Source organism: Acidithiobacillus acidisediminis (genome assembly GCF_023277115.1).
Classification (GTDB): domain Bacteria; phylum Pseudomonadota; class Gammaproteobacteria; order Acidithiobacillales; family Acidithiobacillaceae; genus Igneacidithiobacillus; species Igneacidithiobacillus acidisediminis.
Genome location: NZ_JALQCS010000001.1, coordinates 598,068 through 621,087 on the forward strand (window position 1 = coordinate 598,068; position 23,020 = coordinate 621,087).

The following is a 23,020-nucleotide window of genomic DNA, read 5'->3' on the forward strand; positions in this document are numbered from 1 at the left end:
GAGGGACTGGCCGAAGCCCGAGTGCCCCCGCGCGCTCAGGAATCCGCCTGACTGCTTTATTCAAGAAATACCCGACCGTTCATGGCGGCCATGCGTCTTTCGCCATACCTGTCAGCGTAGGTTGTACCAGACCCCTCGGCCACTGCCGTGCAGGCTTAGCGTGCCGTGATCGACCAGCGCCCGAAAATGTTGCTTGAGCGTGTTGCGGCTAGCCCCGGTCAGTTTCATGACCTCACCGATGGTGACGCGGCCGTGCTCTCGGGCGAACTCAACGATCTGTAGCTGCAGTTCCGGCATGGCCGCCAGCACGATCTTTTCGCGATCGACCTTCTTTTCCAGGCGCCGAACCTGCTCGGCCAAGGATCTCAGGAAGAACATCAGCCACGGCTGCCAATTTGGCGCCTCTGTGCGGATCGTGCCTTGGGTCTGGCGCAAGGCCAGGTAGTAGGCTTCCTTGCTCTGCTCAATCACGCTCTCCAGAGAGCTGTAAGGCACATAGGCGTACCCGGCCTGCAGCAGCAGGAGCGTGGTCAGCACCCGAGAGAGCCGGCCGTTGCCATCCTGAAAAGGGTGGATCTCCAGGAACACGACGACGCACAGTGCAACGATCAACAGTGGATGCAGCCGGGCCGTCTCACGTTCCCGGTTCACCCACGCCACGAGCTCCGACATCAGGCGGGGCGTATCGAAGGGGGATGCGGTCTGAAACACGATACCGATCTGTGCGCCGGCTTCGTCAAAGGCGGCGACACTGTTCGACGTGGTCTTGTAGTTGCCACGATGCCAAGTGTCCTTCTCGCTGTAGCGCAGGAGGATCTGGTGCAACTGCTTGATGTGGTTCTCGGTGATCGGGATGTCCTGCCAGGACGCAAACACCAGGTCCATCAGATCGGCGTAGCCAGCCACTTCCTGCTCATCACGGGTCGCGAAGGACTTGATCTCCAGATTCGACAGCAGATGCTCCACCTCCCGGTCGGACAGCTTGCTGCCCTCGATGCGGGTCGATGAGCCGATGCTCTCGATGGTGGCCACACGACGCAGGGCCGACAGCCGGTCGGGCGCGAGCGTGCCCAAGGCGCGCCAAGCGCCTTTGAACTCATCGATCCGGGCGATGAGGCCCAGGATCTCCGGCGTGATCTGGATAGTGTCGGTTCGCAGCATGAACCAATACTACGCCCATTTACGCCCATTTTTGAGATGCCTGGCTGGCTTGGGTGGCGCTTGATGGGGCAATGACGCTTCATCTCTGTGAATCAGTGAGTTCTGCATCAAGCACCTGTACAGCAATTTCCGGATAAGCCTGACCGCAGCGGGGACATGCCTTGCCGGCCTGGGGAATATTCATCCAGTAGCCGGATACCAGCCCCTTGGTCAGGGCGATGTCTCTTCCCAATACCGAGGCGGCAACAACGTGCCCACCTGGATTGGTGCTCAATCCTGCCAAAATCGTGATTCCAGGGTGCGCCTGCTGGACTTGTCGGCTGATGTCGGCCACGAAGGAGCGATACAGAGTGGGGTTGTTTTCAGCACCTTGGGCCTGGATTTCGTAGACAGGGACATAAGCTGCGATACGCGCAGCCAAGCGCAATCGAACAAACTCGGGGTAAATTTTTCCACGATATGAGGGGTCTACACTGCGAACGAGGTCTGTTGCTGGAGTGGCCACAAGCCATTGGTGGCGATATTCGGCGATTTCTGCCGCCCGACGATAGGCGCCCACGGGATTTTCGCGTTGCGATACTGGTGTTTGCGGCCAGTTTTCAAGATCAACGACCACCGCGCCCGATGGAAGTCGCGAAAGGCGGTTTACATTAGCCGTGGATGCCAGGCGGGTGGCCAATGGTGGCGCGTCTGGACTCCGACCAGAAATCCAGGTTTGCGGGCTGTTCAACGGGCCAGATAGTAGTGCGGCTCCGCCCGCCGCCAGTGCCAATTTGGTGATAGCACTACCGGCGAACAACCAGATCATGTTTTACATCCTGTGCTTCCCAATGTGTCACCCACTCCAATAGCCACAACGGCAAAAGGGTGGGGACAAGTTTTTCTACGGCGCGCACTGTGATGCTCGACATCCATTACCGCGTCTGCCCTGGCGCCGGACATGGCAATGGTCGCCGAGCAAACCCACGGCTCCAGCGCCGCAGCACTCGATCAGAAAATGCTGTTGATGAGATCGTCGCCGATCCCAAACCCGGCCCCCATCATCAGGGCCTGACCGAAGCCCGAGTGCTCCAGCGAGCCCAGGAATCCACCCGACTGCTGCTGCGGATAGCCCTGGGGCATGGCTTGGGGTGTCTGCGGATACCCGGGTTGCCATTGCTGGCCCTGCCCCTGCATCGCCGCCAGATCGTTCTGCGCGGCTTGGTGCATAGCCTGCATGACCATCATCACCTGCTGCTGCTCCTGCTGGACGTTGAGGGCCAGTTCCTTGAGGTCCAGCAACCACTCCCGGGCGTCCTGGTTGCCACCATCGGCAGCAGTCTTGAGTTTGCCGGCGAGCGCCTGCAGGCTTTGCATCACCCCTTGCGCTTCCTGCTGCAGCTGGTTGTATTGCTGCTCTACGGTCTGCAGATCCATTTCACAACCCTCCGTGGTATTTGAATGAGACTTCCCTACATTGGGGACAGACAAAAACCTGGACGGCAAGTTTCTTCTCGAAGGCCTCTTCGCCCTCGTCCGCCAGCTGGCCAAGCACGGCTCCTGCCGCAGCTCCGGCCAGCCCCGTCAATCCGCCCATGCGGATTCCGTGCGCCCCTTTGTCTTCCATGGGCGACTGACAGCTAGGGCAGGTGGCCGTCATGGCCTCTTGATGCTCTCCGAATCCAAACATGGCATGTTCCTCTTCGGCCGGACGTGCTTACGCGGGATTCAACTGCTCGACTAGGTGTTTTCCGGGCTGAAAGCGCACGGTTTTGCGGGCCGGAATCTCGATGGCGGCACCCGTGGCCGGATTACGTCCGGCGCGCGCCGCCCGCTCTTTGATCTGGAATCGGCCCAGATCGCCCAAGACCACCGCTTCGCCGGCAGCGAGCTGCTCCCGGTAAATATCGAGAAGGACATTCAGGGATTTTTCCACGACGGTTTGCGGCAGATCGCTGCGCTCGGCCATGAGACGCACAAGCTCTTTCTTTGTCAGCATGAGACATTCCTCTCCAGTAATCACGGCACCACGCCGGAATATACCGACGAATCCTGCAAGCCCGCAAATTAGCGGTTCCTTTTGATAGGCATGTGGTGGGTCAAAATCCGGGCTTGTTGCGGCCTCGCCAGCCGTAGACCGCCCTCCGCCACAAATCCCAAATAGGCAGTTTGGCGATAATCAGTCGATAGCCGTTCAGGTGTAGCTCGCGGGGTGACCCCCAAAAGTCTGTGGCAGCCCCTTGGATATGCAGCACCGTCTCGCCGTCCCTATCGGCCGTCCCCAGTACAGTAAGCAGCTTGCCGTCGCGCCGGACGACGACGCCGGCCATATTCACGGTGATCATCAGAGCACCACCTTCCGCACCTGACCAGCCCGGCGGATCAGGGCCGAGAGATCGCGGATCGGGGTAGCACGGTCGAACAGAAAGGTCAGAACGGCACCGTCCCGATAGGAGACCGCAACCGGGATGGGTTCAGCCAGCCGCGGCTGGACGGACTTCCCCTGCGCTTCCCGATGTCCCTGGTGGAAAGGTATACCCTTGCGAATAGCGTTTTGCATGACAGCCTCCACGATGCCGCACCGGTGAGGGCGGCTTATGTGGAGTTATAATAACCATAGTTATCAATATGTCAATAACTACGGTTGTTCCCTGACACCAAAAGGTGCGACCTCGCGCTGGCGTCACAACTTATTGGTTCGGCGCATTATCCTGTTGTGCTGAACGACTGTGCCGATAATGGCGATCTGATCCAGATCGGAACGCAGGGTGGGATAGTCGGGGTTCAAAGGCACCAGCTCAAAGTATTCTTGCCCTTTTTCGTTTCTCCCCCGAGGCCTGTATTTTTTAAAGGTGGCCTCCTGGTCGTCGTTTTTGGCGATGACATAATCCCCGGGTTGCGGGGTTATGTCAGGGTCAATGATCACAATATCCCCTGGAACAAACTCCGGCACCATGGAGTCCCCATGGATCCGTAGTGCAAAAGCAAACTTGGATGTATCGACCAAGACGGGCACTTTCTTCTCATAGGCTCCGAGAGCGTATGGATCGGTGACACTGGTCATCTTGCCGGCAGCAACGCAGCTGATCAGCGGCACCGTCCGAATGGGTTCATCTATTGGCTCGATATTGACATCAAAGCCGGGCTTGCGTGGAGCGCTCGCGTCTACCATTTCTCCCTTGCCAGTAGCCAGCCATTCACTGCTGACTCCACATGCTGAGGCGATCTGTATAGTGAACTTCGACGCCCCCCCAGATCGTTCCAATTTTTGGATGCCTGGCTGAGACATCCCAACCGCCTCTGCAAGCTGGGCCTGTGTCAGCCCGGCATGCTCTCTAGCCATCCTTACTCTTTCGGCAAAGGTCTTCATGCTCACCACGCTATAACCAAAGGTATCAGTTGAAAACACACCAGGGTTATTGACAGTTCAATAACCCCAGTTATACTGCGGTTATGGAACCAACACCCTCCTTGTTGCTGGCACTGCAAATTGCAGGTTCGCAGAGAGCCCTGGCCAAACTGGCCGGGGTATCCCAGCCCGCTGTCCACAAGTGGGTGAAGGGGCTGTCCAGTCCGGGGCTAAAAGCTTCCGTTCAGATCGAACGTGCCACCAACGGCGCCATCACCCGCTCCGACCTCCGCCCCGACATCTTTGGCCCCCTCGACGCCACGCCGGGCACCGGGCCCATAGAACCCGCCCAACTCCCTCTTCACAGGAGGAACCATGACCATGAGTAACCTACAGGTCCTGGATCGAGACCAGGACGCGGGAGTCCACCCGCGCATCGACCGGATCCGCTCCAGGCGCGACCGAGAAGAGGAACAAGAGGAACGCGTGTTCAGCATCCGCTTCTGCGAGCTATACCGAAAAGAAACCCGGACCCGGCGGGAAGAGGCGGAACTGTCCGCCCAGTATGCACGGGCTTACGACAAGGCGCACCATGCCGTCGCCTGCCTGGCCCGGCATGTCGGGTTTTCCGACCCGGATATTCTTGCCGACTGCGGGACCACGTTGCTGGATTTTGGCGCCCGGCGCTTCGACTGGCGCGACTACCCCAACGCCACGCTGTTCGGATATTTCCAGGGAATTGCCCGGGCATACCTGCACAAGCACAAGGATTTCCTGACGTTCTCCCGCCGGCTCACGGGCTGCGGGTACGCCACCACAGATATGCTTACCCAGGCCGTGTTCGGTCGCCCCGACGATGAAGACCGGCCAGAGGCCGTGGTAGCCCACGAGCATGATGACCGGACGGTAGACCTGTTTGACAGCCCGGAGTTGAGCTTTCTGGAACCCCTCTATGCGTCCGAGTACGAATCCTCCTTTGGCGAGGATCCGGCCCTCTCCCTGGAGCGGCGAGAGAGGCGAGATGGGGTGGACGCTCAGTTCCAGGCAGTCGAGGAAGCTTCGGCTATCCGCTCAGTCTCCGGTTGGCTGGACTTTACCATTGCCCACATTGCGGAGTCCCATCCGTCCCTGACGGACATTCTGGTCCGTGCCCCCCAAATCATTGACCAACTGGCGACGATCACAGGAGCCCGCCTCACCGACCTCGCCAAGCGCCTGATCACCCGCGTCAAGGCCGGATGCCGGATCGCCCTCACCCTGCTGCAGGCGCTGCGTGAGAGGCTGCATCCGGAGCGGAACCGCCGGGCCAGGGATCTGATCGACGAGGTTCTATTGCCCCTGGAGGCCCAGGAGATTCCGGAGCCAGAACCATCCGGACCGGAATTGCGGGACCCGCCCGCCCTTCCTGAGGCTGTGGCCACCCTCCCGATTCCGGACGTCCCGGAACACTTGGCCGTACCCGGCCCATGCCTGGATCTGGCGGCGGCCATTCCCACGGAAGACCGGGATCTCGGATGGCTCATCGACACCGAAGATCTTCGGCAAGGCCGCGTACCGCCGCCAAAGCCTCGCTACGTCCCGGTCGATCACGCCCCCGTGGATCCCCCCGGTGTACCGCCGTTGCTGGACGAGCACGCACCCCCTGGCGGGCCGCCCGCCATCGTATTCCATGGCTTCTCTTGCAAACCGGCACCTTGGGACACCTGGCGGAAGTTCACCTCCTTGGCGGGGGTGATTCCACGCCTTCCCGATCCACCACCTGCAGTGTGGACCCAGCGCGCACCGGAATGGCAGATCGGGAGGTGAACCGTGGATCGTCTGTTGACCGCAGCCGAACTGGCCCAGGTTCTGGGACTGTCCCGCAAGACCGTCGTCAGCCGTGACCCCAGGACGCTCCCGCTGGCGGTGCTTCTGCCGGGTTCGCGAGGCCGCCGCTGGCGGGAAAGCGACGTGCAAGCCTGGCTTTCCGGACTGCCGCAAGCCCTGCCGGCGACCCCCACCGCGCCGCGCCCTCGTGGGCGGCCAAGAAAGGAGGTGTCATGAGGAGCCCCATTCCCTATCTGGGCGGCAAGGGCCGCATGGCGGACAAAATCCTGCCCCTGTTACCCGCGCCCAACCGGTTCCAGACCTACGTCGAACCCTTTTGCGGTGGGGCCAGCCTGCTGTTTGCCCGCCGTCCCATGGGTATCGAGGTGATCAGCGACCGTAACGGGGACGTGATCCACTTTTTCCACGTGCTGCGTCACCGTGGAGAAGAGCTACGGGAATATCTGCAAAACACGCCTTATGCGCGGGCGGTCTATGACCAGTGGTCCGACCCGCGTTACATCTGCTCTGACGACATTGAGCGCGCGGCCCGAACTTTTTTCCTCGCCCGGGCAACCTTCATGGCCGAGACGCAACGGCCAGAGGATCGGGCTCCCGCGGGCTTCGCGGTGGCGAAGTACCTGGACAACCGCGCCCGGTCGATGCGGAACAAGGTGGACGAGGAATTATTGCTGGCCCGCGACCGGCTGCGGAAAGTCATCATCGAGCAGGCCGATGCGCTGGAGATCATCGAACGCTACGACAGCGAGCATGCCGTCCTCTACTGCGACCCGCCCTACATGGCGGAGACCCGGAAGGGGGGAGGCTACGCCCACGAGTACAGCGACGAGGATCACCGGGCGCTCCTGGAGCGTCTGAAGCGGAGCCCGGGTCATGTCGCCATCTCGGGCTACGCGCACCCCCTCTACGCCACTCTTCTGGAGGCCGACGGCTGGGAGCGCCGGGATTTCGCCTGGCACTGCAACACGGTGCGGAACTCGACAGGCAAGGAGAACCCGGCCCTGGAAGCGCAGCGCACGGAATCCCTCTGGCTGAATCCGCGCCTAGTGGAGTATCACGCGCAGAATGCCGCCCGGCAGCAATCGATTTTTGGGCATCTGGAACTGGCCTGAACCCGACCAAAAGCTATACCCGCCACGGCTGGCTATACCCAGGCGGAAAGAGCACTTTGGGGGTGATCCGTGGCAAAACCAGCGAAAGAACCAAAGGAACGCCGCGATCTGCGGATGGAGGTCGCCAACCGGCTCCTGGAGCACATCGAGCAGGGCACGGCACCATGGCAAAAGCCCTGGGAAGCCGGGCAGATTCTGCCCCCGATCAACGCGGTGACCGGCAAGCCCTATCGGGGCGTGAACTACCAGAATCTGATGACCCTCTCCCCGGATCCTTCGGATCCGCGCTGGTGCACCTACAAGCAAGCCCGGGAACAGGGCTGGCAGGTACGCGAAGGATCTTCGGGTATCCCCATCGAGGTCTGGAAGGAATACGAGCATAAGCGCACCCCGGAAGAGATCGAGACGATCCGCCAGGAATCCGGAAAGTCGATCCAGGACATAGAAAAGACCGAAAAACGCCTGGGTGTGCGCTACTACAGCGTCTTTCACGCATCTCAGATCGAAGGCATCCTGCCCCTGGCGCGCCCGGAGCGCGGCCATGGATTGAAAGGGCGGCCCGACCCCCGGCTGGATGGCCTGTCCGAAGCCATGGGAATAGCCGTGCGCCGGGGCGGCAGCAAAGCCTTCTATCGTCCCGGTGAAGACTTCGTGCAGATGCCCAGGATCGAGGATTTCCATACCGCCACCGGTCACGACACTACGCTTCTGCATGAGCTATCCCATGCGACCGGACATCCCCAGCGCCTGAACCGGGAGTTCGGAAAAACCTTCGGGGATCAAAAGTACGCCATCGAGGAACTGCGGGCCGAGATGTCGGCGGCCATGACCGCCGCCGCTTTGGGTATCGGTTTCGACCCTGCCGCGCAAACCGTGGAGGAAGGCCGCGAGACCGGCAACTCCGCGGCGTATCTTGCCTCCTGGCTGGGTACCCTGCCCGAGAAGGAGCGTAAGCAGATCCTCATCCAGGCCATCAAGGACGCCCAGGCCATCAGCGATTTCCTCATCGAGCGCACGCCAGCGTTACAGGTGGAGCCGGGTCGCGCCCCGGAGCCTGCTCCAGAGGCAGATCCGTCCCCGGAAATTCCGGCCACCAAATCCATACTGACTCAGGTCCCCGACGATGTGCGTCCCTTCCTAGGCGTCCGGCAGGCCGCCGTCACGGACGAACTCCTGGGTGGCGAGGAAAAAGCCTTTTTCTCGGACAAGATGCGGGAGCTGCAGGAGATCCTCCGGCAGATGCCGGCGACCTACGAAAGCGACGGCCTGCCGGACGGCGAGCGGCCCGTCTCCCTGCGCTACTTCGGCCCTAACGGCGCCCAGTGGTTCATCATCGAGAAGGACCGCGGTGACCCTGAAAATGAGGGTCCTGGTTTCCCAAGGCAGATACAGGCCTTTGGTCTTGCGGATCTAGGTATGGGGTACCCAGAAATGGGGTATATCAGCATCCCGGAGATCACCCGCGCCGGGGCGGAGCTGGATTACCACTTCACGCCGACCACACTGTTGGAGATCAAGCGGGAGCATTATCCGGATCTGCTTCCCAAGGAACAGGAGCCGGAGCAGCCGACCGCTGCGATGGCGGACCTCAGGGAGCAGGCGCTGGCAGCGTACCAAGCCTTTTACGACGCTCTACCGGAGCGCGCCGAAGCCTTGATTCAGCGGACCATGGAAGTCTCCAAATCCCTGGCCCCGGCAGACTTTGCCGGTCACGAAAAAATGCTGCGCGAATACCGGGCGGACGTTGATGAGACCTTCGGCATCATCCGTGAAGGGGAATACCGCGGATCGTCGCGTCCGGAGGTGGAGTTGATGCAGGCTCTGCCCGGGGAGTCGATTTACAACATTCCGGAGGTGAAAGCGCGCTTCGCGCAATCCTTGCCGGTTCAGGACCGGATAGGGGAAACCCGCCACGCCCTGGAAAGCGACTTCAAGAATCGCCTCAAGAAACACGGTAAGGAGCTGCTGGAGTCTGGGTCACTGCAGGACCCAAAGGAAATCACCCTCGCTTGCCTATGGAAAAGCGGCGCCGTGGTCCGGCCGGGCAGCGGGATGGCGGATAAGTTTGTGCAGGCGGTCGAGGACAGGAACCTTGAGCACGTAATTCGCTGGATCGGCACCAACAGTCAGAACCCCGGCTCTGAGGAAGCCTTTTCCCGCCTGACCGGAGTGAAACTCGGGAAGACGCAGAAAGAACGTGTGGCGCAATTGCAGGAGTGGGCGGGCCCTGATCGTGTGGCGGCCATGGAACAAGCGCATGCGGAGCGTAGAGAAAAACGGGAAGAGGAGCGCAAGGTTCGGGGCGTAACCCACGCCTGGGGAAATTTGCAGTCGTTCCGGGTCCATATGGGGGACGACCGGATCATCGATGGTCAATCCTATGTTGCAGAGAAGGTGGCTCAAGGCCAGGACCACGTGGTCTCCCGGAAGGAGGGCGCGGTAACCGCGTACTACCTGTTGAACCCGGAAACCCGTGATCTCAGCGGGGTACGCAAGCCGGCATTCACCCAGTATGCCAAAGCGGTATTAGCACTGAATCCCGAGGGTGACGTGCGCAAGGCCATGGAGCGGGCGGGGCTATCTCAGCACCTGCCTATCGTGGAAAAGCCTCCAGTGGAGCCGTCTGGGGTACCAGATCCCGCCAGCGAAAGGGAAACGACGGACCCCTTCGAGGCCAAGCGCCGCGCCGTGGTGCAGGCATTGGAATCCTTGGGATGGGAGAAGCGGCCTGGAGAGCCGGAGGGTGGCAACCTGCTCAAAAAAGCCTTTCTGGTGCGCAAGGACCCCGCCAAGGGAGGAGAGTATTTCCGGGGAAAGGCCGGGTTTGAAACGCAGGCCGACGCCCACGTGCGCACCAACGGTATCCGGGTGGAGTTCGGGGATAACCCGTACTTCGTGACGGATCCCACGGCCATTACTGTGGGCCGCACAGCGCCTGCCCCGGAAGCGGTGGCCGAACGCATCGACGCCCAGACCAAGGCGCAGATCGCCAAAGCGTTCGAGCACCTGGGAGTGACGGCGGTGGTGGATGGCGGGACAAAAAGCATCCCGGGAAAGCCCGAACCGTCCCGCGACCCGGCTTCCGCTCTCCATGAACTCTCCCGCGCCCTGGACGCCCTGAACGGGCATACCTTGCCCGTCACCCAAAAGGACGGCACGCAAAAGACGGTGGCGGCCCGGGACTATCTGGAAGCTGGCCTTGGCCGGGGCATGACCGCCACCGAGGACCTGGGGAGCGCCGTGCGCTGGTACAACCCGGAACACGGAACGCGGTTCTCCCGGACCATCACCGATGACAAGCTGGCGGCCGCGCTCAAGCAGGCCGCCGCCGTGGATAGGAATGTGGGCAACGCCATACACGCCGCCCAGCGCAGCAAGGTCAACGAATTGGAATTCGAATAGGAGACGGGCATGGGATGGTTCAGCGGGATATTCGGCACCAACCAGGCACATGCGACCGGCGGCAATCTCTGGATCGGAGCCGATCCAGAGCATCTGCAGCCCGTAGACGACCCGGAGGGCTTGGGCGGCTACCAGCTTGCCATCGACAAGCTGACCCGCGAGACGGCCCCGAAGCGGATATATCTCCGGTCCGGCGATCCAGAGGACCTGAGCATGGTCCGGAAGGCCCTGGAGTATCTGTCCTATATCGGCGGCGAGATTGCCGTCGCGGAGCAGATGCCGGACGACGAGGTGGCTGCGATTTTTGGTGTGGATGTGCCCATCTATCGGGCGGCGTTGGCGGATCCCGACGGTAATGCGGGGGAGCATGCCGGATGACCCAACGGCAGCACACCCGCCCACGAGGAAAACGCACAGGAGAAAGACATCATGGTAACGCAGGCAGCGATTGAGGAATCCCGAGAGGTGTTCGAGGCGGCGGACTCGGCAGGCCGCATGGGGCCAACGGAAAAGTCCCGCGCGGTTCCGAAGGTCTTCAAGAAAAAGCTGACCCTGCCCATCACAGGCGAGATAGACCTTCCCCAGGTGGTGCAGGAGGCCATGAATTATCGGGTGGAGATGGTCCCTCTGGTCCTCGATGAGGGCTCGGTCCTCGCACGCTCCGAACTGAAGCCCGGCGAGCAACCCATTGCCTACGAGGTGCTCCGGAGGGGGAATGATCTGGAAGGATTGGACCCCCAGTTTTCCGTCACGTTGGATCGGATGCGCTTCGACACCCGCCAGGATCCCCAGGCGGCGGAAAAAGCCATCCAGAAGGCACGGGAACTCGCCGCGCAGAAGCTCGGCATGAGCCAGCTGATCCCCGGATACGACAAAGCGACCCCGGAAAACCAGGAAAAGCTCCTGAAATCCGCCTTCCATGACGCCCTGGACGACGGGAAGGCACGCGCCAAGATTCCTGAACAAAGCCAGGAATCCGGCCCGGCCAAGCCTGGACCAAAAAGCCCCGAACCGGACAACGCGGAGCGGCTCCAGAACTGGCCCGACGCACAGCGTACCCCGCCGGCCAAAGCGCGCCCGGTTTTCGAGCGCCACGCCCCGGAGCCCCTTCTGGCGCACAAGAACCGGCCTTTGGTTTTGGACTACGGGGACCATATTACGGTCACCCGGCGGGCCATGATGGGTATCGGCACATCGGCGAGACAAAGGCGCGAGCAGGCCGTCAGCACCGCCCTGCAGGCCGCCGTACAGCGGTTCGGGGAACCCGTCCACTTCGAGGGCAATCCCCAGTTTTTGCGAGAGACCGCAGCAATGGCCGTGAAGCTGGGGATTTCGTTGGAACCCGGCAGCAAGCTGGCCGAAGAGGTGTATCGGGAGGCTCAGGAACAGGCCGCACGGGAGCGGGGGAACATGCTGGGTCCGGCCAGAAAGGCACCGGAGCCGCAAAAAAACCTGCAGCAGGATCATGGATTGGAACGGTAAAAAAGGAGAGCAGTCATGCCAGTACGAATGATGCAGCGCAACAACCTGGTCAACGGCTTCATCGAGCTCAACGACGAGGCCACGGAAAAGGCTCTGGCCCAGGCCAAGGCCGAAATCGGCGACGCCGCCTGGAAACAGGGGCATAGCCCGGAGAGCGAGCAGGTTATCCGGGCCGCCCTGAAAGCGCAGGGGGCCCGCTACGAGACGGAACTGAGCGGGCAGCTCACAGGGGTTTCCCTGGCTGAAACCCAGGCCAACGGCGCGAAGTTCCAGAAACTGCGCGTTACCCTGGAAAACGGCGAGGACAAGACCATCCTGTCGGCCGACCTGGGAAGCGAGTACGCCCAGCGCCTCATCGCCAAGCTGGATCGCGCGACCCAGGAGCACGCAGGCCAGATGGTGACCATCGGCGGCTTCGCGGAACCGGTGGAGAAAAACGGGCGATCCTTCACCAATCACGTGGCCACCCTGAAAGACGCCCAGAAGCAGGAAATCCAGGCCGCTCCCGGGCACTTCGAGCGGGCGAAGGAAGCCATCGACAAGGCGCAGGAGCCTCTGCGGCAATCCGGCATGGGAGAAAACCGGGAGATCCTGAACCAGGTCGCTCGGGCCGCGCGGGAGCAGTATTTTGCGAGCGTAGTTACGGATCTGGCCGGCCGTCTCAAGGAGCAGGGCGTCACCCAGAAGCAGAGGCTCCCACGCCTGGAAGGCCACCAGAAGGACGAACAGGGGACCTGGCGCAGCGTAGGGCTCTACGCGGACCAACAGGGCAAGCCCCGCGGCGTCCTGGTAGTCGAGAACAAAGGGCAGGGCTTGAAGGAGCGCCACAGCGTCGAGTTTCAGGAGCGCACCTCGAAATCGGGTATCCCCATGCTGGCCGCATCCGTGGCGCGGGAGGATGGAAGCAAGCTCTACGTCAACGTCCTGCCCCATGAGAACCGCAGCACGGGGGAGAAATTCCTGTCCGCCTCTTTCGGGGAACGGGACCCGGCAGGCACCTTCCGGCAGATCGAGGGCCAAGGCGGCGGTCTGAAGCCCAACGAGGCCATGATACAGACCGGGGACAAGGACCGTACGGTGCAACTGGTCCACGACAAACTGGGCGTGGACGTGCTGGCGAAGCACCGCGAAAAAGGGCAGGAACTGGTCCAGGGAGTGGAGCGGTGAAGCACGGACAGGCGCTGGAACAATGGGCCCTGGCCGATCTCGGCAGGGTCAAGGACGAGCCGCGGCGGGAGCGCCTGAAAAAGCTCCTGGCGGAACTGCACCGGCACCCGGACAGCCATACCCTGCCCGTGGGGTCGGTGCAGAGGCAGCTGGTCGAGTCCCACGAGCGCCGGGTCCTGGAGCACGCCATGCACCTGGGCTATGTACCGCCGGAAAAGGCGATCCAGGACCTGGGCATACATCTGGGTCTGGAGTTGGGTCTGGGACCCTGAGTCCTCCCTGGGTACGCAACATGGCCGTTTCCCAATGGATCGTCGAACCGGGTTCATCAACGGCCCGCCGCTTTCCATCGACAATCCGCCAATCATCCGATGGGCAAATTTCTCAGAGTGGTAATCCGTTGATATACAGGATGGCCTGTATTGCCCATAGCTCGGCGACCTGGCCAAATGGCCGGTGTCGCCACGTTGTCACGACGCTGGCAGCGCCGCGGGGGAACGCTCCTGCGCCGTCACCGCATGGCCTCCCACGGGTTGATGACGTTGAGGCCGGCCGCCTGGAACGGCGCAACGTCGCGCGTGGCGACCGTGAAGCCGCGCGCTTTCGCAATGGCGGCGATGTAGCCGTCTGGCGTAGGGAAGCCCTTGCCGGCAGAACGGGCGGTAACGGCCAGATCGGCGTAGTGCCGGGCTGCGTCGGTGTCGAAGGCAAGCACGCGATCCCCGAATAGTTCCAGCAGGCCATCCAGCGTTTGCGACAGCGTATCCTTGCGCCGGCCAGACGGCAGGGCACCGATGCCGAACAGCAGCTCGGCAAGCGTGACGCTGGACAGGTAAAGCGTTTCGGCAACCTGCGCATCCAGCCACGCCCGCACGGCGGAATTCGGTTCCGCTTTCATCGCCTCGGAAATGACGTTGGTATCCAGGACGATCATTCAAAGCTCATCGGCTCGGCCGGAGTCTTGTCGCGGAGCTGGTTGAGATGCTCCGCTTCGTCATCGGTCAGCCCGACACGGCGGCCCAGTTCGGCCAAGGCCGTGCCCAGGCGAAGCCGCTCCGATGGGCGCACGGTCGATTCGAGGATGTCACGGATTTCTGCCTCGGTGCTGCGGCCGTGCGTTGCCGCACGTACACGAAGCGCGCGATGCACCTCGTCCGGCAGATTTCTAACGGTGACTGTCGCCATGTTGACCACCTGTGCATTTGTGCTATCAATGCAGTCATTCTAAGCAGACTGATATCTCCGCGCAACAGGTCGAAAACATGGCTGATCCCTTACTTGCATTCGTAGGAGCAAAAGACGCTGTCTGACGGAAGAGGGCGGATGGCCCCAAGCCGGCCGCACCGCCCATCCCCTTTTTGGCTGGCTATACCCGAGCAGGAACTTGCAAAAGGATTTGCTCTGGCATGCACAAGCCCGCCCTTTCCACCGTATTCATCGGCGCGACGGCCATGGTCACCTTGCCCTTGGCCACCCTTTTCGCCATTGGGCGTGCGGAACACTGGTCGCTCAACATCACGACCTGTATGCCGCTCGGTTTCTACCAGCGCGGCCCGAGGCCCTTGCACCTGAAAGATGGCGATCGGGTGTATTTCTGCCCGCCCGTCCATGAGCATCTGCCGATCTCCTTCACCGGCCCATCCGCCATGGTGGATGCCGCCCCCAAAGGGGACAACCCGGCCCTGTACGAGGCCATCACCGGGCTCTGGCTGGAGCACGCGCCCCATGGCCAATGGGCCTGCGCCGGTCAGCTCATGCCCTTCGCCAAGATCGTCGCCGCAACGGCGGGCCAGACCGTGGAGATCACCCGCCAAGGCGTCATCGCCAACGGTCGTCTGCTTCCCAACAGCCGGATCGTGTCCCGGGTGGACGGTATCCCGGTCATCCATCTGCCCATCGGCACGAAGCTCACCATCCCCAAGGGCTATTTCTGGGACTACGCCCCTGGCACCTTTGCTTACACCAGCGCCTACTACGGTCCCGTGCCGGCGAAAAACATCCTGGGCAGCCTGCAACCGGCCCTGGTGATCCCGGGAAGTCAGTATTGGTACACCGACAAGATCCAGAAGGAGAAACCATGATTCTGCCCGCCCTGATCCAGCAATGCGCCCCGCAAATCGCCCCGGCCACCATGACGGCCATCGTCCGCGTCGAGTCCGGGGGTAACCCACTCGCCATGTGGAACAACACCACCCGAAACCTGGTGATTCCAAGCAACCGGCAGCAGGCCATTGCCTATCTGCGGCAGGCCATAGCTAGCGGGCAGCGGGTGGACGTGGGCCTCGCCCAGGTAGACACGGAGAACTTCGCCACCTTCGGATTGACACCGGCTACGGCGTTCGATGCCTGCACCAATCTCCGGGCGGGTGCGCAGATCCTCACGGCGGCTTATCGCCGGGCGGTGGCCACCTTCGGTCCCGGGCAAAGCGCGCTGTATCACGCCTTCGAGGCGTACAACTCCGGGCGATTGTGGGGCGATGGCGTCTATGCCAGGCGTATTCTGGCCGCCTTCGGCCATCCGTTTCCCTTGGGCGCAGGGGGTGTGTGTCCCCTCTCTAGCCCAAGTCATGGCCGGGCGTACCGGGTGGAAACGGTGCGATGGAATCCGGGACGTGCCCATGCGAGGCCAGAGCCATCACGGCTGGCCTATGTGCTGACCTGGGGGCCCATCACGCGGACACCTTCCCCTGCAGCCCCTTGAACGAGACGTTCTCCGCATAACGGTCCAGACGCTTCCGATCCGGTCGCCACGCAGCTACTCCACCGCTGGCCTGAACCAGCTCCGGCGGGAGCGTGTCGCCCGCTGTTCGGGCGAGCCAGGCGATCTTCGTGATCTGGTCCTGCGCGTCGCGGATATCCGGGTCGCCGTCGAGCAGGCCGTCCTGCGGGTCGTCCCCATCCGGCTCCTGGGCCGCGCCAGAGGAGTCTGCCAGGGCTTCTACGGATTTCAGGCCGGAGGGAGATTCGGGATCCTGAGCGGGGACGGCGTCTCCCTCCTGCTTGACGGGATCGGCAAAATCCTCGTCCACCAGAGCGGAGGCCTCCGGCGGGGCGGCCACCCGCTCCGCCTGGCCATGCCCCAAAAGCGTCTCGTAGTAGTTGTCCGGACGCTTGCTGATCTCGTCCCGATGGTCCGGCGGGTTCATCTGCGCCCTTTCCAGGAAGGTCTCATTTTTGAAGTACAGGATTTGCCTGCCGTACACCGGCGCGAATCCGGCCACCATGACGATCATGTCGCCGGCCTGCACGATGTCCGATCCCTTCTTGACCGGGCCACGCAGGCGCAGGACCTCGTCCGGGGTCAGGAGATCCCGGGCCTGGTAGGTGATAGACCGGCTCTGTCCTTTGGGGGACGGCAGAAAGGACCCCTCCAGGCTTTGGGTAGTGTTCTCCATGGCGATGGTCTTCTTGCCCAGGGTCTTGGAGAGCCATTCCGCCGTCGTCACGTCGTTGGGCGCGTAGAAGATGCGCACGTGGCAGTTCTCGACGATGACCGAGCCGCCCGCCTTGCCGTAGCCGTGGCCTTCGTCCTCCAGCTGCGACTTGCTCTGGGTGATCAGGAAGAGCTTGACGTTGTAACCGGCGAAGAAGGCGATAGCGTCCTGGAAGATGTCCATCTTCCCGAGGCTCGGGAACTCGTCCAGAAGCAGCAGCAAGGGGTGCTTGCCCTTGCAGACCATACGCCCCGCTTTAGGGATCAGCCGGTCCTCGCCGGTGAATTTCGAGGCGATGAGGTTCAGGACCAGACGGATGAGGGGCTTCAGGCGGTTTTTGTCTTCGGGGCTGGTCACCAGATAAAGGGACACCGGCTGGTCGGCGTCCTGGAGATCGGTGATGTGGAAGTCCGAGTATGCCGTCCACTGGGCGACGATGGGATCCCGATAGAGGGAGAGGAAGCTCATCATGGTGGAGATCACGCCCGACTTCTCGTTGGGAGCCTTGTTCTTCATTTCCTTGGCCGACTGGGCGATGACGGGGTGGACTTCCGCGTCCCCGTACTGGCTGACCCATACCCCTGCCAGCCGGGAGCTCTCTGGGCGGTGCTTTGTCCGCATCATCTCGTCGAAGGCATCGTCCACGGAGGCCAGCTTCGGATCGTTCAGGAAGGCGGCAACACCCCGCATGGTCTTGTCCTGCCCGGCGTAGAGCACGTGCAGGATGACGGAGGTCAGCAGGGCAAAGCCCGTCTTCTGCCAGTGATCGTTCAGACCCTTGCCATCGGGATCCACGATCATGGTGGCGATGTTCATGACATCCTTGACCTCGAAGGGCGTACCGATGCGGACCTCTTCCAGGGGGTTGAAATGGCAGCACTGGGTTTCGGTGCCCCGGTCGCCGTTGTTGGCCTCCACGCCATTTTCCGGGTCCGCGTCCAGACCGAAACCAGGATTGAATTTCAAGATCCGATGCCCGATGGATTTTCGCCAGCCAGCGGTCAGCAAGTAGTTTTCGCCCTTGATGTCGTGGACCACCACACTTTCCTGCCAACCGCCCAGAAGGGTCGGCAGGACCAGACCCACCCCCTTACCGGAGCGGGTGGGCGCAAAGCAGATGATGTGCTCCGCGCCCGCATGCTGGAGATAGACGGTGTGCCCTTTTTCGTCCACGAAGCCCCCCACGTAACAGACGCGGGGCCGGCCCTGACTGTCGGGGCTGGGAGCACCCCAAAGGGCGCGGCGGACGGCCTGTCTGAGCCTGATGGACAGGCTAGACTTAGCCATGGCCAGCAAGGCCATCTGCTCCACTTCCTCACGGCTCGCCCAGTGGGCCGAACCGTGCAGGCCGGTCTCATAGATCTGTTTTTGCAGTCTTCCGGCGCGGATGAACTGCCAGGCCGCCATCGCCAAAGTGGGCACGGCAGCCATGCCCCCCGCCACCTCGACCGTCTTTTGCATCCTGGGGTATTGCCAGAACTGGACCGCCATTTTGCCCAACTCCAGCGGAGAATATATGGGCAGCCCCAAGAACGGTTTGGCAACGTAGCCGGGGAAGAAATTCGGCGCGTACGCACCGATGACGTAATGGACGCCCAAAGACGCACCCAGATAGGCCGATGCAATGCCAGTCATGGCGGTGGCGATCATGCCCAGCGCCGGAGCGTTGCGGATCTGCTGCTGCTTCCGGTAGTCAAGAATGTTCTGATCGGGCTGGTGGACACGCGCGGCCATACAGGGTCCTTCTGCAAAAGAAAACGGGCTATTCCGGTATAGCCAGCGTGGCGGCGGATCGGCAGGTCTTGCAGACGGCAGGCCTTACTGACGGCAGGAACTGGCCGGTGGTGGACACCCGATGACGAAAAGCGGGGCTTATCGGTAGCGAGCGAGGCTATACCAAAACGGACCCGTTGCTATTCAGGATCGTCATGTTCCGCCGTCCCGGCTTTGCCATTCCCCTCTCGGCCCTCTGCGGGGCCTCGTGGATGCTGCCCATGCCCTGGGTAGGCCCGCTGCTCTCCCTGGCCTTCGTGGGCCTCGTGCTGGCCCAGAAAAAGCCCCTGCGTCGCTATCTCGTAGCCTTGGCCTACTACGGCGCGGGCAGCGTGGGATTGCTGCGCGGGGTGGCCGTCTTCTTCGGCCCGCACGCGCCGTTCTGGGAAGGGGCTTTCCTCTGGCTGGGATCGTCCGCCTTGCTCGCGGCGGGATGGAGTCTTGCGGATCGTCCCTGGAGAGCCATCGTTGTCCTGCTCTTCGATGCCCTGGTGCCGCCCCTGTCCTTTTTTGACTGGCTCTCGCCGCTGGCGTCCGCCGGCGTGTTATTCCCCGGCTTCGGAGGGGTGGGACTGATACTCACACTTGTCTGGGCGATAGGTGTCTGGTACCTGTTGTGGCCTCTGGAAGATCGGGATCAGGCCTGGACCGCGGCGCTACTCTTCGGCGCCGTCATGATTGCCAATGCCTGGCCCATGCTGTACCCCGCCCAGCCTCCAGCCGGATGGCGCGGCGTGGATCTCCACGTGGGTCCTGCCACCACCAACATCCTGGCCAACCAGGCGCGTCACACCGCGATCCTGCGGGAGACCATGGCCCGGTCCCGGAATGCCAAGGTCCTGCTGCTACCGGAAACCCTGGAGACCGACTGGGCAGGCAATGCCTGGGCCATCCAGCAGGTGGTGCCCCGTGGGCAGACCTGGCTCGTGGGGATGTCCGTGCCGAGGCGACCTGGACTGCTGACGGACTCCATTGTTGCGTTACAGCATAACAAGCCGCAGAAGATCCTGTTCAATTCGGCCTTTCCGGTGCCAGTCTCCATGTGGCATCCCTGGTCCCGGGGCACAGGCTATGTCGACAGCCAGAACGTGGGCTACGAGGCGTCCTGGTGGGAACCCGCCCGGAAAATCGGCGGGATCCGGGCCTGGGCCAGTATTTGTTATGATCAGCTCTTGCCCTGGGTCTGGATGGAGGCCCTCATCCAGCACCCGCAGGTGATCCTGCTCACCAACAATGAGTGGTGGGCACGAGGCACAGGGATACCCACGGTTCAGCGAAATACTGCCTGGGCCTGGGGCAGACTGCTGGGGACCCCAGAGATCAAGGCGGAGAACACTTGACTCATCAGAAATCCAGGGTTACTCCCTTTCGGCCGACTACGGCCCTAATCGAGTTTATTGATCTCTAGATGGTTCCTTCGTACAACATCGACAAATAAACTCGGTGTAGGTTACGCTACACAAGACGGACAAGTGGGGTCGGTCAGGCTACCGGCTATTGCGAGGTGTCCGTGCGCGTAGCACGAAACGCCAGTAGAAGCGGTAGAGCCCTGTCGGAAAGCCGGAAATATAGTTTCAAAGGGAGAGGAACTCCAACCGCATGGCATTGCACCCGAATTTCCCACGCTCTCCCTACGAGATATTGCCTCCAGACTTACGCTGGTTCCCTGCGGCGGAAGAACTGCGCAGCACCGCCTATGAAAAACTTTTGCCGCCCCTAGTCGCCAAGGTTCGTGAAGAGGTCAAAGTGTGGCGTGATGCCGGCTACGCGGGCGCATCGGCCACCTCACGCGACTTGCTGACTTGGTGGTTTGACATCGATCACCTGATCGAGCAGGTCGATGGCGCACAAAGCCAGTTCCGCTATTACTTCGCGCAGCGCGAAGCGGTCGAGACGGTCATCTGGCTTTATGATGTGCGCGGTGCGCGCGACAAGTTCGATCTGTTGCGTTTCGACGCCTCTGGTGCCGTGTCGGCCAATATGTTCGATGAGGCTTGGCCACGTTTCGTGGTCAAGATGGCAACTGGCGCAGGCAAGACCAAGGTGCTGTCGCTGCTGATCGCCTGGAGCTACTTTCATAAGCTCTATGAGCCGGATTCGGCGTTGGCACGCAACTTCCTGCTGATCGCACCCAATATCATTGTGCTCGACCGTCTTCGCAGCGACTTCGACGGGCTACGCATCTTCTTCAATGATCCGGTGCTGCCTGACAATGGCCATGCTGGCCACAACTGGCGGGACGATTTTCAGATGGCCCTGCACATCCAGGACGACGTGCGCATCGTTCGGCAGACAGGCAATCTTTTCCTGACCAACATTCACCGAGTCTATCTCGGCGAGGTGACAGAGCCCTCGCTGGAGGATGATGACCTGCGCAACTACTTCCTCGCGCCGTTCGGTGCCAAGCCCGTTGGCAAGACCACCGACAGCAACACCGACCTGGGCGAAATCGTGCGCGAGATCGATGAGCTCGCCGTGTTCAATGACGAGGCGCACCACATCCACGACAGCCGCTTGGCCTGGTTCCAGTGCATCCAGGACATCCACCACAAGCTGCTGCAGAAGGACCTGCAGCTATCCATTCAGGTGGACGTGACGGCCACCCCCCGCCACGACAACGGCGCGATCTTCGTGCAGACGGTGAGTGATTATCCGCTCGTCGAGGCCATTGCCCAGAACGTGGTCAAGCATCCGGTGCTGCCGGATGCTGCCAGCCGCGCCAAGCTTGCCGAGCACCAAAGCCCGATCATCTCCGAGAAATACGCCGATTACCTCAACCTGGGCATCGAGGAATGGCGCAAGAGCTACGCCGAACACGAGAAGCTGGGCAAGAAGGCGGTGCTGTTCGTCATGGTAGACGACACCAAGAACTGCGACGAGGTGGGCAGCCACTTGGAGAAGATTTGTCCGGAACTGCAGGGCGCGGTTCTGGTGATCCACACCAAGAACAACGGCGAGATTTCCGAGGCGGCCTCCAGCAAGAGCAAGGAAGAGCTGGAGCTGCTGCGCAAGCAGTCCAATGAAATCGACACCTGGAAGTCGCCCTACAAGGCGATTGTTTCAGTGCTGATGCTCAAGGAAGGTTGGGACGTGCGCAACGTCACCACCATCGTCGGCCTGCGAGCCTATGCCGCCAAGAGCAACATCCTGCCGGAGCAAACCCTCGGGCGCGGCCTGCGCCGCATGTATTTCGGCAGTGAGCAGCGCGAGACGGTTTCGGTCATGGGCACCCCGGCCTTCATGGATTTCGTGGAATCCATCCAGAACGAAGGCGTCACCTTCGACCGTGTGCCGATGGGCGGCGCCGACGGGCGCGCACGGCAAGATTCTCTTGTCGTTGAGGTTGAAACGGAATCCCCTGACAAAAATATCGACGAACTCGACATCGCGGTGCCGCGCCTGACCCGGCGCTACAACCGGGAATTCAAAGACCTGACCGAGCTGGAGCCAGAACACTTCGGCAACCAGAAGCTGCCGATCAAGACCTTCTCGCCGGAAGAAACCCGCGAAATCGTCTTCAAGACCATGCTCGAAGGTGAGGTCGATCACACGATGCTGCTGGATGGCAGCGGCCCAGGTGATTACCGTTCCGTGGTGGCATTTTTTGCGCGTCAGCTACTCAAAGATTTACGCCTCGTTGGTGGCTACGACCAACTCTATCCAAAGGTCAAGACCTTTCTCCGCGACCATCTCTTCACCAGCTCCGTCGATCTGGAAGACCCGGTGGTCCTGCGCAACCTATCCGAGCCGGAAGTTGGCAAGGTGGTATTCAACCACTTTCGTGCAGCGATCAACGCGCTGACGATCTACGAAGGCGACAGCTCGCGGATCGACGGTTACATCCGGTTGCGCGACACCCGGCCGTTCCGAACCGAGCCGCGCGGCTTCGTCCAGGCGAAGAAATCAGTGTTCAACCGCATCGTCGGCGAGGCCAATGCAGACAGTCTGGAACTGGCCTTTGCCGCGTTCCTGGAGAGCGCGCCCGACGTGCAGGCATTCGGCAAGAACTACATGGCCGTGGGCTTTAAGATCGAATACGTCAAGGCCAACGGCGAGCTATCCACCTACACGCCGGATTTCCTTGTACGTACCACGGACGGCAAGGTATGGATCGTCGAGACCAAGGGCCGCGAGGAGATCGACTTGCCGCAGAAAATGGCTCGCCTGCACCAATGGTGCGAAGACGCAACTGAGGCTAGCAAAAACAATGGGGGGCCGAGCTACCACTTCGTCTATGTCGATCAGGAGAGCTTCACGCAACACAAGCCTTCCACATTCGCGGGGCTGGCCAGCGTATTCCGTGACTACCAAGACCAAGAAAGCAAGGGCTAAGC

Annotated in this window: 24 protein-coding genes; 13 read left to right on the forward strand and 11 right to left on the reverse strand. The window is 61.7% G+C overall.

Going from position 1 to position 23,020, the window contains the following annotated elements; all coding sequences use genetic code 11:
* Positions 1 to 111: 111 nt before the first annotated feature.
* The 8 genes from M5D89_RS03035 to M5D89_RS03070 all read right to left on the reverse strand — a co-directional run bounded on the left by M5D89_RS03035 (position 112) and on the right by M5D89_RS03070 (position 4,510).
* On the reverse strand, positions 112 to 1,161 hold the full coding sequence (locus M5D89_RS03035) for a Fic family protein (RefSeq protein WP_248884309.1): 1,050 nt from the start codon (positions 1,159 to 1,161) through the stop codon (positions 112 to 114).
* Positions 1,162 to 1,240: 79 nt separating this feature from the next.
* Entirely contained in the window at positions 1,241 to 1,969 is a 729-nt protein-coding gene (locus tag M5D89_RS03040; RefSeq protein WP_248884311.1) for a hypothetical protein, read from the reverse strand.
* A gap of 182 nt (positions 1,970 to 2,151) precedes the next feature.
* Positions 2,152 to 2,577: a hypothetical protein gene (locus M5D89_RS03045; protein WP_248884313.1), complete on the reverse strand. Its 426-nt coding sequence runs from the start codon at positions 2,575 to 2,577 to the stop codon at positions 2,152 to 2,154.
* 1 nt (position 2,578) lies between these two features.
* Entirely contained in the window at positions 2,579 to 2,830 is a 252-nt protein-coding gene (locus tag M5D89_RS03050) for a hypothetical protein (protein WP_215850670.1), read from the reverse strand.
* A gap of 27 nt (positions 2,831 to 2,857) precedes the next feature.
* On the reverse strand, positions 2,858 to 3,139 hold the full coding sequence (locus M5D89_RS03055) for an HU family DNA-binding protein (protein WP_215850669.1): 282 nt from the start codon (positions 3,137 to 3,139) through the stop codon (positions 2,858 to 2,860).
* A gap of 100 nt (positions 3,140 to 3,239) precedes the next feature.
* Positions 3,240 to 3,485, reverse strand: coding sequence for a hypothetical protein (locus M5D89_RS03060; protein ID WP_215850668.1), 246 nt, complete (start codon positions 3,483 to 3,485; stop codon positions 3,240 to 3,242).
* Positions 3,485 to 3,700, reverse strand: a complete 216-nt coding sequence (locus M5D89_RS03065) for a hypothetical protein (RefSeq protein ID WP_248884315.1) — start codon at positions 3,698 to 3,700, stop codon at positions 3,485 to 3,487. Before M5D89_RS03065 ends, M5D89_RS03060 begins: the two co-directional genes overlap by 1 nt.
* Positions 3,701 to 3,823: 123 nt before the next feature.
* Positions 3,824 to 4,510 carry a LexA family protein gene (locus M5D89_RS03070; RefSeq protein WP_248884317.1) on the reverse strand — a complete coding sequence of 229 codons (687 nt, stop codon included), beginning with the start codon at positions 4,508 to 4,510 and terminating at the stop codon, positions 3,824 to 3,826.
* Between the two features lie 83 nt (positions 4,511 to 4,593).
* Here M5D89_RS03070 and M5D89_RS03075 point away from each other — a divergent pair, with 83 nt between their 5' ends.
* The 9 genes from M5D89_RS03075 to M5D89_RS03110 all read left to right on the forward strand — a co-directional run bounded on the left by M5D89_RS03075 (position 4,594) and on the right by M5D89_RS03110 (position 13,751).
* On the forward strand, positions 4,594 to 4,878 hold the full coding sequence (locus M5D89_RS03075; RefSeq protein WP_248884319.1) for a transcriptional regulator: 285 nt from the start codon (positions 4,594 to 4,596) through the stop codon (positions 4,876 to 4,878).
* Positions 4,865 to 6,295, forward strand: a complete 1,431-nt coding sequence (locus M5D89_RS03080; RefSeq protein ID WP_248884321.1) for a hypothetical protein — start codon at positions 4,865 to 4,867, stop codon at positions 6,293 to 6,295. The genes M5D89_RS03075 and M5D89_RS03080 overlap by 14 nt, the downstream gene beginning before the upstream one ends.
* 3 nt (positions 6,296 to 6,298) lie before the next feature.
* Positions 6,299 to 6,532, forward strand: a complete 234-nt coding sequence (locus M5D89_RS14405; RefSeq protein WP_431307145.1) for a helix-turn-helix transcriptional regulator — start codon at positions 6,299 to 6,301, stop codon at positions 6,530 to 6,532.
* Positions 6,529 to 7,428 carry a DNA adenine methylase gene (locus tag M5D89_RS03085; protein ID WP_248884323.1) on the forward strand — a complete coding sequence of 300 codons (900 nt, stop codon included), beginning with the start codon at positions 6,529 to 6,531 and terminating at the stop codon, positions 7,426 to 7,428. The genes M5D89_RS14405 and M5D89_RS03085 overlap by 4 nt, the downstream gene beginning before the upstream one ends.
* Positions 7,429 to 7,497: 69 nt before the next feature.
* Entirely contained in the window at positions 7,498 to 10,830 is a 3,333-nt protein-coding gene (locus tag M5D89_RS03090) for a zincin-like metallopeptidase domain-containing protein (protein WP_346347700.1), read from the forward strand.
* A 9-nt stretch (positions 10,831 to 10,839) separates the two neighbouring features.
* Complete coding sequence (locus M5D89_RS03095) at positions 10,840 to 11,208, forward strand: hypothetical protein (protein WP_248884325.1); 369 nt, start codon at positions 10,840 to 10,842, stop codon at positions 11,206 to 11,208.
* Positions 11,209 to 11,259: 51 nt separating this feature from the next.
* A complete protein-coding gene (locus tag M5D89_RS03100) occupies positions 11,260 to 12,312 on the forward strand; it encodes an LPD7 domain-containing protein (RefSeq protein ID WP_248884326.1) in 1,053 nt (350 codons plus the stop codon).
* A gap of 15 nt (positions 12,313 to 12,327) precedes the next feature.
* Positions 12,328 to 13,479, forward strand: coding sequence for a hypothetical protein (locus tag M5D89_RS03105; RefSeq protein WP_248884327.1), 1,152 nt, complete (start codon positions 12,328 to 12,330; stop codon positions 13,477 to 13,479).
* Positions 13,476 to 13,751 (forward strand): hypothetical protein, encoded by a 276-nt coding sequence (locus M5D89_RS03110; protein WP_248884329.1) that lies wholly within the window; start codon positions 13,476 to 13,478, stop codon positions 13,749 to 13,751. The genes M5D89_RS03105 and M5D89_RS03110 overlap by 4 nt, the downstream gene beginning before the upstream one ends.
* A 239-nt stretch (positions 13,752 to 13,990) precedes the next feature.
* On the opposite strand, the gene M5D89_RS03115 is transcribed toward M5D89_RS03110, so the two are convergent.
* Together M5D89_RS03115 and M5D89_RS03120 are read right to left on the reverse strand one after the other, a co-directional pair.
* Positions 13,991 to 14,413, reverse strand: coding sequence for a type II toxin-antitoxin system VapC family toxin (locus tag M5D89_RS03115; RefSeq protein ID WP_215851306.1), 423 nt, complete (start codon positions 14,411 to 14,413; stop codon positions 13,991 to 13,993).
* Positions 14,410 to 14,664, reverse strand: coding sequence for a FitA-like ribbon-helix-helix domain-containing protein (locus tag M5D89_RS03120; RefSeq protein WP_215851307.1), 255 nt, complete (start codon positions 14,662 to 14,664; stop codon positions 14,410 to 14,412). The genes M5D89_RS03115 and M5D89_RS03120 overlap by 4 nt, the downstream gene beginning before the upstream one ends.
* A gap of 221 nt (positions 14,665 to 14,885) precedes the next feature.
* Between M5D89_RS03120 and M5D89_RS03125 the strand changes: the two genes are divergently transcribed.
* Complete coding sequence (locus M5D89_RS03125; protein WP_248884330.1) at positions 14,886 to 15,560, forward strand: S24/S26 family peptidase; 675 nt, start codon at positions 14,886 to 14,888, stop codon at positions 15,558 to 15,560.
* Positions 15,557 to 16,180, forward strand: a complete 624-nt coding sequence (locus M5D89_RS03130) for a lytic transglycosylase domain-containing protein (RefSeq protein ID WP_248884332.1) — start codon at positions 15,557 to 15,559, stop codon at positions 16,178 to 16,180. Before M5D89_RS03125 ends, M5D89_RS03130 begins: the two co-directional genes overlap by 4 nt.
* On the opposite strand, the gene M5D89_RS03135 is transcribed toward M5D89_RS03130, so the two are convergent.
* Positions 16,149 to 18,647 (reverse strand): type IV secretory system conjugative DNA transfer family protein, encoded by a 2,499-nt coding sequence (locus tag M5D89_RS03135; protein ID WP_248884333.1) that lies wholly within the window; start codon positions 18,645 to 18,647, stop codon positions 16,149 to 16,151. The two genes, M5D89_RS03130 and M5D89_RS03135, sit on opposite strands and share 32 nt — an antisense overlap.
* A gap of 194 nt (positions 18,648 to 18,841) precedes the next feature.
* Between M5D89_RS03135 and M5D89_RS03140 the strand changes: the two genes are divergently transcribed.
* Together M5D89_RS03140 and M5D89_RS03145 are read left to right on the forward strand one after the other, a co-directional pair.
* Positions 18,842 to 20,026 carry a carbon-nitrogen hydrolase family protein gene (locus M5D89_RS03140; RefSeq protein ID WP_248884334.1) on the forward strand — a complete coding sequence of 395 codons (1,185 nt, stop codon included), beginning with the start codon at positions 18,842 to 18,844 and terminating at the stop codon, positions 20,024 to 20,026.
* Positions 20,027 to 20,285: 259 nt separating this feature from the next.
* A complete protein-coding gene (locus M5D89_RS03145) occupies positions 20,286 to 23,018 on the forward strand; it encodes a DEAD/DEAH box helicase (RefSeq protein ID WP_248884335.1) in 2,733 nt (910 codons plus the stop codon).
* Positions 23,019 to 23,020: the final 2 nt, after the last annotated feature.

Bases quoted from the DNA above. Each gene is read 5' to 3' on its own strand.
- M5D89_RS03085 (WP_248884323.1), top strand. From the start codon at position 6,529: ATGAGGAGCCCCATTCCCTATCTGGGCGGCAAGGGCCGCATGGCGGAC.
- M5D89_RS03070 (WP_248884317.1), bottom strand. From the start codon at position 4,510: ATGAAGACCTTTGCCGAAAGAGTAAGGATGGCTAGAGAGCATGCCGGG.
- M5D89_RS03120 (WP_215851307.1), bottom strand. From the start codon at position 14,664: ATGGCGACAGTCACCGTTAGAAATCTGCCGGACGAGGTGCATCGCGCG.
- M5D89_RS03100 (WP_248884326.1), top strand. From the start codon at position 11,260: ATGGTAACGCAGGCAGCGATTGAGGAATCCCGAGAGGTGTTCGAGGCG.
- M5D89_RS03040 (WP_248884311.1), bottom strand. From the start codon at position 1,969: ATGATCTGGTTGTTCGCCGGTAGTGCTATCACCAAATTGGCACTGGCG.
- M5D89_RS03105 (WP_248884327.1), top strand. From the start codon at position 12,328: ATGCCAGTACGAATGATGCAGCGCAACAACCTGGTCAACGGCTTCATC.
- M5D89_RS03080 (WP_248884321.1), top strand. From the start codon at position 4,865: ATGACCATGAGTAACCTACAGGTCCTGGATCGAGACCAGGACGCGGGA.
- M5D89_RS03045 (WP_248884313.1), bottom strand. From the start codon at position 2,577: ATGGATCTGCAGACCGTAGAGCAGCAATACAACCAGCTGCAGCAGGAA.
- M5D89_RS03140 (WP_248884334.1), top strand. From the start codon at position 18,842: ATGTTCCGCCGTCCCGGCTTTGCCATTCCCCTCTCGGCCCTCTGCGGG.
- M5D89_RS03055 (WP_215850669.1), bottom strand. From the start codon at position 3,139: ATGCTGACAAAGAAAGAGCTTGTGCGTCTCATGGCCGAGCGCAGCGAT.
- M5D89_RS03095 (WP_248884325.1), top strand. From the start codon at position 10,840: ATGGGATGGTTCAGCGGGATATTCGGCACCAACCAGGCACATGCGACC.
- M5D89_RS03035 (WP_248884309.1), bottom strand. From the start codon at position 1,161: ATGCTGCGAACCGACACTATCCAGATCACGCCGGAGATCCTGGGCCTC.
- M5D89_RS03075 (WP_248884319.1), top strand. From the start codon at position 4,594: ATGGAACCAACACCCTCCTTGTTGCTGGCACTGCAAATTGCAGGTTCG.
- M5D89_RS03060 (WP_215850668.1), bottom strand. From the start codon at position 3,485: ATGATCACCGTGAATATGGCCGGCGTCGTCGTCCGGCGCGACGGCAAG.
- M5D89_RS03135 (WP_248884333.1), bottom strand. From the start codon at position 18,647: ATGGCCGCGCGTGTCCACCAGCCCGATCAGAACATTCTTGACTACCGG.
- M5D89_RS03115 (WP_215851306.1), bottom strand. From the start codon at position 14,413: ATGATCGTCCTGGATACCAACGTCATTTCCGAGGCGATGAAAGCGGAA.
- M5D89_RS03130 (WP_248884332.1), top strand. From the start codon at position 15,557: ATGATTCTGCCCGCCCTGATCCAGCAATGCGCCCCGCAAATCGCCCCG.
- M5D89_RS03050 (WP_215850670.1), bottom strand. From the start codon at position 2,830: ATGTTTGGATTCGGAGAGCATCAAGAGGCCATGACGGCCACCTGCCCT.
- M5D89_RS03065 (WP_248884315.1), bottom strand. From the start codon at position 3,700: ATGCAAAACGCTATTCGCAAGGGTATACCTTTCCACCAGGGACATCGG.
- M5D89_RS03125 (WP_248884330.1), top strand. From the start codon at position 14,886: ATGCACAAGCCCGCCCTTTCCACCGTATTCATCGGCGCGACGGCCATG.
- M5D89_RS03145 (WP_248884335.1), top strand. From the start codon at position 20,286: ATGGCATTGCACCCGAATTTCCCACGCTCTCCCTACGAGATATTGCCT.